The organism is Terrisporobacter muris, assembly GCF_024621905.1.
Classification (GTDB): Bacteria; Bacillota; Clostridia; order Peptostreptococcales; family Peptostreptococcaceae; genus Terrisporobacter; species Terrisporobacter muris.
The window spans coordinates 1-6,835 of record NZ_JANKBY010000191.1 but is presented as its reverse complement, the minus strand read 5'-3'; the positions used below and the strand labels follow the sequence as shown (position 1 = coordinate 6,835).

13 protein-coding genes are annotated in these 6,835 nt (G+C 28.9%); 10 read left to right on the top strand and 3 right to left on the bottom strand.

The features are described 5' to 3' along the window. Positions 1-62: 62 nt before the first annotated feature. Entirely contained in the window at positions 63-503 is a 441-nt protein-coding gene (locus tag NSA58_RS13360; RefSeq protein WP_257560560.1) for an ImmA/IrrE family metallo-endopeptidase, read from the bottom strand. A gap of 28 nt (positions 504-531) precedes the next feature. Beyond that, complete coding sequence (locus tag NSA58_RS13355) at positions 532-984, bottom strand: helix-turn-helix domain-containing protein (RefSeq protein WP_257560559.1); 453 nt, start codon at positions 982-984, stop codon at positions 532-534. A gap of 166 nt (positions 985-1,150) precedes the next feature. Between NSA58_RS13355 and NSA58_RS13350 the strand changes: the two genes are divergently transcribed. Genes NSA58_RS13350 through NSA58_RS13340 form a run of 3 tightly spaced genes read left to right on the top strand, consistent with a single transcriptional unit; the run spans position 1,151 to position 2,540 of the window. Then, positions 1,151-1,351: a helix-turn-helix domain-containing protein gene (locus NSA58_RS13350; RefSeq protein ID WP_074078675.1), complete on the top strand. Its 201-nt coding sequence runs from the start codon at positions 1,151-1,153 to the stop codon at positions 1,349-1,351. A gap of 36 nt (positions 1,352-1,387) precedes the next feature. After that, positions 1,388-2,212 carry a phage antirepressor gene (locus NSA58_RS13345; RefSeq protein ID WP_257560558.1) on the top strand — a complete coding sequence of 275 codons (825 nt, stop codon included), beginning with the start codon at positions 1,388-1,390 and terminating at the stop codon, positions 2,210-2,212. A 10-nt stretch (positions 2,213-2,222) separates the two neighbouring features. After that, complete coding sequence (locus NSA58_RS13340; RefSeq protein ID WP_257560557.1) at positions 2,223-2,540, top strand: hypothetical protein; 318 nt, start codon at positions 2,223-2,225, stop codon at positions 2,538-2,540. Between the two features lie 62 nt (positions 2,541-2,602). Here the strand turns inward: NSA58_RS13340 and NSA58_RS13335 are convergent, their stop codons facing one another. Next, a complete protein-coding gene (locus tag NSA58_RS13335; protein WP_257560556.1) occupies positions 2,603-2,815 on the bottom strand; it encodes a hypothetical protein in 213 nt (70 codons plus the stop codon). A gap of 68 nt (positions 2,816-2,883) precedes the next feature. Here NSA58_RS13335 and NSA58_RS13330 point away from each other — a divergent pair, with 68 nt between their 5' ends. The 7 genes from NSA58_RS13330 to NSA58_RS13300 form a co-directional block, all read left to right on the top strand. Then, the gene (locus NSA58_RS13330) at positions 2,884-3,078 is read left to right on the top strand and encodes a helix-turn-helix domain-containing protein (protein ID WP_257560555.1); all 195 of its coding nucleotides are present in this window, start codon (positions 2,884-2,886) and stop codon (positions 3,076-3,078) included. A gap of 56 nt (positions 3,079-3,134) precedes the next feature. Further along, positions 3,135-3,317 (top strand): hypothetical protein, encoded by a 183-nt coding sequence (locus NSA58_RS13325; RefSeq protein WP_074078680.1) that lies wholly within the window; start codon positions 3,135-3,137, stop codon positions 3,315-3,317. Between the two features lie 195 nt (positions 3,318-3,512). Next, positions 3,513-3,704, top strand: a complete 192-nt coding sequence (locus NSA58_RS13320; RefSeq protein WP_257560554.1) for a hypothetical protein — start codon at positions 3,513-3,515, stop codon at positions 3,702-3,704. 86 nt (positions 3,705-3,790) lie between these two features. Further along, positions 3,791-4,768: a YqaJ viral recombinase family nuclease gene (locus tag NSA58_RS13315; protein ID WP_257560553.1), complete on the top strand. Its 978-nt coding sequence runs from the start codon at positions 3,791-3,793 to the stop codon at positions 4,766-4,768. Next, positions 4,768-4,950: a hypothetical protein gene (locus NSA58_RS13310; RefSeq protein WP_257560552.1), complete on the top strand. Its 183-nt coding sequence runs from the start codon at positions 4,768-4,770 to the stop codon at positions 4,948-4,950. The genes NSA58_RS13315 and NSA58_RS13310 overlap by 1 nt, the downstream gene beginning before the upstream one ends. A 27-nt stretch (positions 4,951-4,977) precedes the next feature. Then, positions 4,978-5,805 carry a recombination protein RecT gene (gene recT, locus NSA58_RS13305; RefSeq protein ID WP_257560551.1) on the top strand — a complete coding sequence of 276 codons (828 nt, stop codon included), beginning with the start codon at positions 4,978-4,980 and terminating at the stop codon, positions 5,803-5,805. 84 nt (positions 5,806-5,889) lie between these two features. Next, positions 5,890-6,835: hypothetical protein (locus NSA58_RS13300; RefSeq protein WP_330652575.1), on the top strand; the 946-nt coding region annotated here is incomplete at its 3' end.

Sequence of the window (6,835 nt, the reverse complement as noted above, 5' to 3'; positions counted from 1 at the left end):
ATTTAACGTAGAATATATTAATTAAATATAAAAAGATGTAGTTTTATGCTACATCTTTTTTATTATAAATTATCCAGTTTTAGTTTAATTAAATCCTCTGTAACATTAAAATAAGAAGCCATTTGTGAGATAGTATATCCATAATTTAAAAATTCCTTAAACTCGTTATCAGATATAATCAATTCAGCAGCAAAAGTATTTGCTTCAATTTCATATATAGAAGTTTTCATTAAAGTATGGTTCTTAAAATAAAATCCTGGACTTGTTCTATGTAATATTGCATGTCCTAGCTCATGAGATAGTACAAATCTTTTGGTTATTTCATCTAACTTTGAATTTAAAAATATAAATTTATTACGATTAACTAATTTATACATACCATAAGCAGTAGATAAGTTGTATTCTATTATTTCTATATCTAAACATTCAGCTAGGACATATGGATCTCTAGTATTATATTTTTTTATTAGACTAGAAACTAATTTTGGAATGTTTGAAGTCATTTAAATCTCCCCCATAATCCCTATACTTCTATTTTCTATATTTTTTTGGCGTATATTTAGCTTTGTTTTTCATCTTTGCACTTCTCAAAGCTAATTCCATAGCTTGTTCTATAAGTTCTAACTCTTCATTATCAAGTTCTACTCCATTATAGAAAGCAGGACCATCTTGACCAGATTTAAAATCATCCATTATCTTTTTTAAATCTCTTTGAATACTTTTTTCATCTTTTTCAGTTATTTCATTTGGATTGAAATTAGATTTAGTTTCTAATCCTAAAAGATAATCAGGAGCTACATCAAAATAATTACATAATATTTTAGCATTTTCCATAGTTGGATCAGCTTTATTGTTTTCCCATTTAGATATAGTACTTTTTGCAATACTTATTCCATATAACTGTTTTAAATCTTCAACCATTTTATCCATAGATATGCCTTTGGACTTTCTAAGTGTTTTTAGCAAGTTGCCTAAGTTATACATTTTTACACCTCCTTATTGTTTCATATAATGAAATTATACTGTTGATGTTTTCTTTTGTAAACAAAAAAGTAAAAAAATATTAAAAAAGTTGTTGACAAAGAAACTTTTAGGATGTAATATTTAATTACGATAAGTTTCCAAAAGACTAACAAAAAGGAGGTTAACGATGACTAATCAAGGTTATCTTAAATTAAAAGGATTTTTAGTAGAAAATAATATTAAGCAAAAAGTAGTTGCAGAAATGCTTGGAATTTCAGTGCCTACATTTAATAAGAAATTAAATGGAACAGCAGGTGATTTTAGTATAAGAGAAGCTAGAATAATATGCAAAGAATTGAAAGCAGATGTGAATATTTTTTTTAATTAAAAAGTTTCCAAAAGGCTAACAAGAGGAGGGATAAAAATGCAAAGTAGTTTATATGCAAGTTACAAAACAATAGAAAATAATCAAAATACATTATCAGTATTTAATAATCAAGAGTTTGGAGAAATAAGAGTTTTAGAAATTAATAATGAACCTTGGTTTGTAGGAAAAGATGTAGCCACAGCATTAGGTTACTCAAATACTAGAAAAGCATTAATAGATCATATAGATAGTGAAGATAAAGGAGTAACGAAATGTGACACCCTTAAAGGTAAGCAAGAAATGACAATAATTAATGAAAGTGGACTTTATAGTTTAATTCTTGGGAGTAAGCTACCAAGTGCAAAGAAGTTCAAACGTTGGGTTACAAGTGAAGTTTTACCAACTATAAGAAAACATGGAGCATATATGACAACAGAAGTCATAGAAAAGACTTTAAGTAACCCAGATTTTATTATTCAGTTAGCAGGGAAGTTAAAAGAAGAACAGCAAAAAAGAAAATTAGCAGAAGAAGAAAATATAAAATTGAGCAAGATTATAGAATGCCAAAAACCAAGAGTTGAATATGCTGACAAAATTCTTAACTGCAAAGATGCAATGTTAGTTACAAATATAGCTTTTGACTATGGTTTATCTGCCCAAGCACTAAATAAGATTCTCTGTGAGGAAAGAGTTCAAAGGAAAGTAAGAAAACAATACATATTATATGCTGACTACATGGGTAAAGGTTTTACAGAAACAGAGACGGAAGAATATGGGGGCAAAGCACGAACACAAACTTTATGGACACAAAAAGGAAGAATGTTAATACATCAAATATTAAGCAAAAGAAATATTAAACCATTAGAAGATATGGCTATGTAGGAGGAACAAAATGGAATCATTAAAAATTAATAGTATTTATAACGGAGATGTAAAAGTAAAGACATCAACAATAATGGTAGTAGAAGTAGGAGATTTAAGATTTGAAATGGATGAAAGATTTCCTTGGATAAATGTATTTATTACTGATAACACAGATCTTGGATATTCATTGATAGATGAAATTGAAGAAATTGAACCTATCATAAACCATGAAGATTTAGCAGTAGTTGCTATGAATTATTATTTTAAAAATGTGAGCATAGTAACAGAGAAACAAATGAAAGAGCTTGCATCAAAAGACCAAGCAACAAAAGAGAAAGGAAAATAAAGTTTATTATATGAGTGTATTTATAAAAAGATAGGCTTTTAATAAAGCCTATCCAGTAGAAATTAACCTTTATGACAATCTCTGCAACACCAATAGCAACCATCAAATGATTTTAAAGGATATAGAGCTTTAGCTTTTTGTAGAGCTTCATTACAGCTAGAATAATAGCCAATATAAGTTCTATTTAATACATAAGGTGAAGAAGAACAATCTTTAACATGAATTTCATGTCTACCATTGGCATCTACATTATTATTGAAAAAATAGTGTTCCATAATATTTCTCCTTGTGGTTAAATTTAGAAAATATTCCATATAGAAATTATATCAAAAGGAGTAATTATATGACAATAAATAACAAAATAAATCAATTATTAGAAGAAAGAAATATAAGTGTAAATAAACTAGCAAAAGAAGCAGATATACCGTCAAGCAACATATATAAAATCATACAAGGTAGGAATTTAAATCCAGGGATTTATACAGTAAAAGCTATAGCTGATTACCTTGGAATTACAATAGATGAATTAGTTAAATAAGAATTTGAATAGGACAAATTTTTATAAACATAAGTATTTATATGGGGGTGTTTTATATGAAGTATGATGCAGAGTATAGAATCGGAAATGCAAAGGTATTTATAGTATCTCCTGAAAATGAAGCGAGATTAGGAAGAAAAATGACACAAGAAGAAATAGATGCGGTACTTAAAAATATAGCTGAACAGAAGTGCAGATTTTATGAAGCAATGATGGTTGAAAAGAAAAACAGTATTTAAGGATATATATATTCGAAAGATAAAAGGCTTTAGCCTTGAATTAACAAAAATAGGACAAGCAGGAGGAAAAGAATTATGGATGCAAGGTTATTTAATGCATATATGGATATTTGCAGAAGATTTGGTATAGAACCAAGCATAAAAGAATTAAAGCGAATAAAAGAAGAAAGTAAAAGATAAAAGAGAGGTCAGAGAATGAGCAAATATCAAGATGATAACAGAAAAATAGAGGTACAAATGATTATAAATCTCATAGAAAGTATGTGCATTAAAAATAATATATCATTAGTTCCTTATAGATTAAAAAATGGAACTTATGTTACATCAGTTTACGACAATTTAGAAGATGTAAACTATGTGATTACTAAAGAAAAAGGAGCAAATTAACAGTAAATTCAAATGCTCCCCAAAAAGTAAATGCCTTTGCCGAGGCATTTATAAAAAACACAAACATAATAGGAGGATACCAAAAAATGAGCGAAATATCAATAGTGAAATTTAGAAAGTATCTAGATGCAAATATAATAGCTGATACAAAAGATATGCCAAAAGAAGAGTGGCTTAAACATAGACAAGCTGGAATCGGGGGAAGTGATGCAAGTTGTATAGCAGGATTAAATCCTTGGAAAAGTTCTATACAACTATATATGGATAAAAAAGAAGAAAATCCTAAAGAACTTAAAAGCTTGAGAATGGAGTTAGGTAATAGACTAGAAGGATTGGTTGCAGAACTTTTTACAGAAGAAACAGGATTAAAAGTTAGAAATGTAAATGGAATACTTAAAAATAATAATTATCCATTTGCATTAGCAAATATAGATAGAGCTATAGTGGGAGAAAAGGCATTCTTAGAATGCAAAACTACTAATAGTTATGCTTTAAAAGAATGGCAAGAAGGAGTCCCAGCTCATTATGAAATACAATGCTTGCACTATATGGCTATAACAGGAGCTACTCATTGTTATATAGCAGCTCTAATAGGTAATAGTGATTTCATATGGCACAAAATCGAAAGAGATCAAGAAACCATAGATTATCTTATGCAAATAGAAAAAGACTTTTGGGAAGAAAACATACTTAAAGATATAGTACCTATACCAGATGGAAGTGATGCTTATTCTGAATACTTAAAGCAAAAGTATAAGCAATCTAATGGTCAAGAGATAGAGTTGCATTTGTTAGAAAACGGGATAGACAAGCTTAATAGATATGATGAGATAGTGTCAGATATAAAAGTATTAGAAAGTGAAAAGAAGCTTATAGAACAGGAAATACAGCTACATATGGAAGAATTTGAAGTAGCTAAGGTTGGAGATAGAAAAATTACTTGGAAAACTTCAATTAGAAATACGATAGACAGTAAAAGGCTTAAAGCAGAAATGCCTGAAATAGCAGAGCAATATATGAAAACTAGCTCTTCAAGAACGTTCAGAATAGGAGGGAGTAAGTAATGTCAATCGCAGGAATAGAGGAAGAAATAAAATGGGTTAAAAACAAAGTAAGTAAACTAAGATATGCAATTAATAACTTAGATAATGAAGATATATTAGAAGCTTTTGAAGATTTAGACAGTAATATTGATGACTTGATAGATGAATGTGAAGATACAATTTCAAGTGTTCAAAATTTATAAAATAAAAATAAAGGATGGGAGATAAAAATGGCAGATTTAAAGAATAAGTTGCAAGCAAAAGCAAGTGGAGCAGGAACAGTGCAAAAGGCAAGCCCTAATGCAGGTATGAAACAATTAATGACTAAAATGGCAAAGGAAATAGAAGCAGCACTACCAAGTATGATAAGCTCTGAAAGATTTCAAAGAGTAGCATTAACAGCATTTAGCAATAATCCAAAACTACAACAATGCGAACCAATGAGTTTTATAGCAGCAATGATGGAGAGTGCACAGTTAGGATTAGAACCAAATACACCATTAGGACAAGCATACTTAATACCATATGGAAGCAAGGTGCAATTCCAGATAGGATATAAAGGGCTTTTAGAATTAGCTCAGAGAAGTGGAAAAATAAAGACTTTATATGCACATGAAGTAAGAGAAAATGATGAATTTGATATAGATTACGGATTAGAGCAAAAACTGATACATAAACCTTTATTAAAAGGTAGTAGAGGAGAAGTAATTGGATATTATGCAGTATATCATCTTGATACTGGAGGACATAGTTTTGTATTTATGACTAAGCAAGAGATATTAGAGCATGCTATGAAATTTAGTAAAACATTTAAAATGGGTCCTTGGCAAACAGATTTTGATGCAATGGCCAAGAAAACAGTAATAAAACAGTTACTAAAATATGCCCCTTTATCTATAGAAATGCAAAAAGCTGTGTCATCAGATGAAACCGTCAAATCACAAATTTCGGAAGATATGAGTTTAGTTAATGATGAAACTGAATCATTAGAGGTTGATTATGAAATCAAAGATGAGATAAACGAAGGACAGGCTAGTTTTGAAGAAGTAGAAAAATAGATTAATCAATATAGATGGATATAGGAGAGGATTTATTCCTCTTCCTTATAAAATAAATATATACAACAGAGGGAGTTGAGTTAAGTGGCAAAATTTAGACAAATACACGTTGAATTCTGGCAAGATGGATTTGTATTGGAGCTTACACCAGAAGAAAAGTATTTCTATATTTACCTAATGACTAATAGTAAAACTTGTCAGTGTGGCATATATGAGTTACCTAAAAGAATTATTGAAACTGAAACAGGTTATAATCGTGAAACAGTAGATAAACTTTTAAAACGATTTGAAGAATACGGAAAAATAAAATATAGCGATGAAACAAGAGAGATAATTATACTGAATTGGATAAAACATAATAGGATAGACAGTATTAAAGTAAAGAAATGCATAGAAAAAGAGCTAAATCAAGTTAAAAACAAAGAATTCTTAAAGTTATTCATAGATAGTTGTAATAAATATGAATACAGTATAGATACCCTATCTATACCCTATGAATACCCTATAGATACTGTATCAATAGAGTATGGAAAGACTATGGGGAATAACAATAACAATAACAATAACAATAATAATAACAACAACAACAAATTAGAATGTGACGTGGTGGTTGTTGATAAAATAAAATCTTATTTTGATTTATCAGAAGAAGAACTTTTAAAAATACATAATGCTTTTAAAGATACTAATAAAGATATTAACTATTTAGAAGAAAAATTAATACTTACTAAAAATACAGATTGTAAAACAGTAGTAGGTTTCCTTATAGAAGCGATACGAAGAGATTATAAACCACATAAAAATAATGTAAGTGCGTTTATACCTAAAGTTAGGACAAGATTTCATAACATAAATAGTAGGATAGATAAGTATAGTCCTGATGAACTTGAAAGGATAGTAAAAGAAAATCAAGATAGTAAGTTTAAAAGGACTACAATTTATGACACTTATTTAAGAGCTATTGAACATGGTTTAGATTCTCTTAGTGGAGAACCAGTCAAGAAAATGGTTATAGATTATGCAAGAGAAA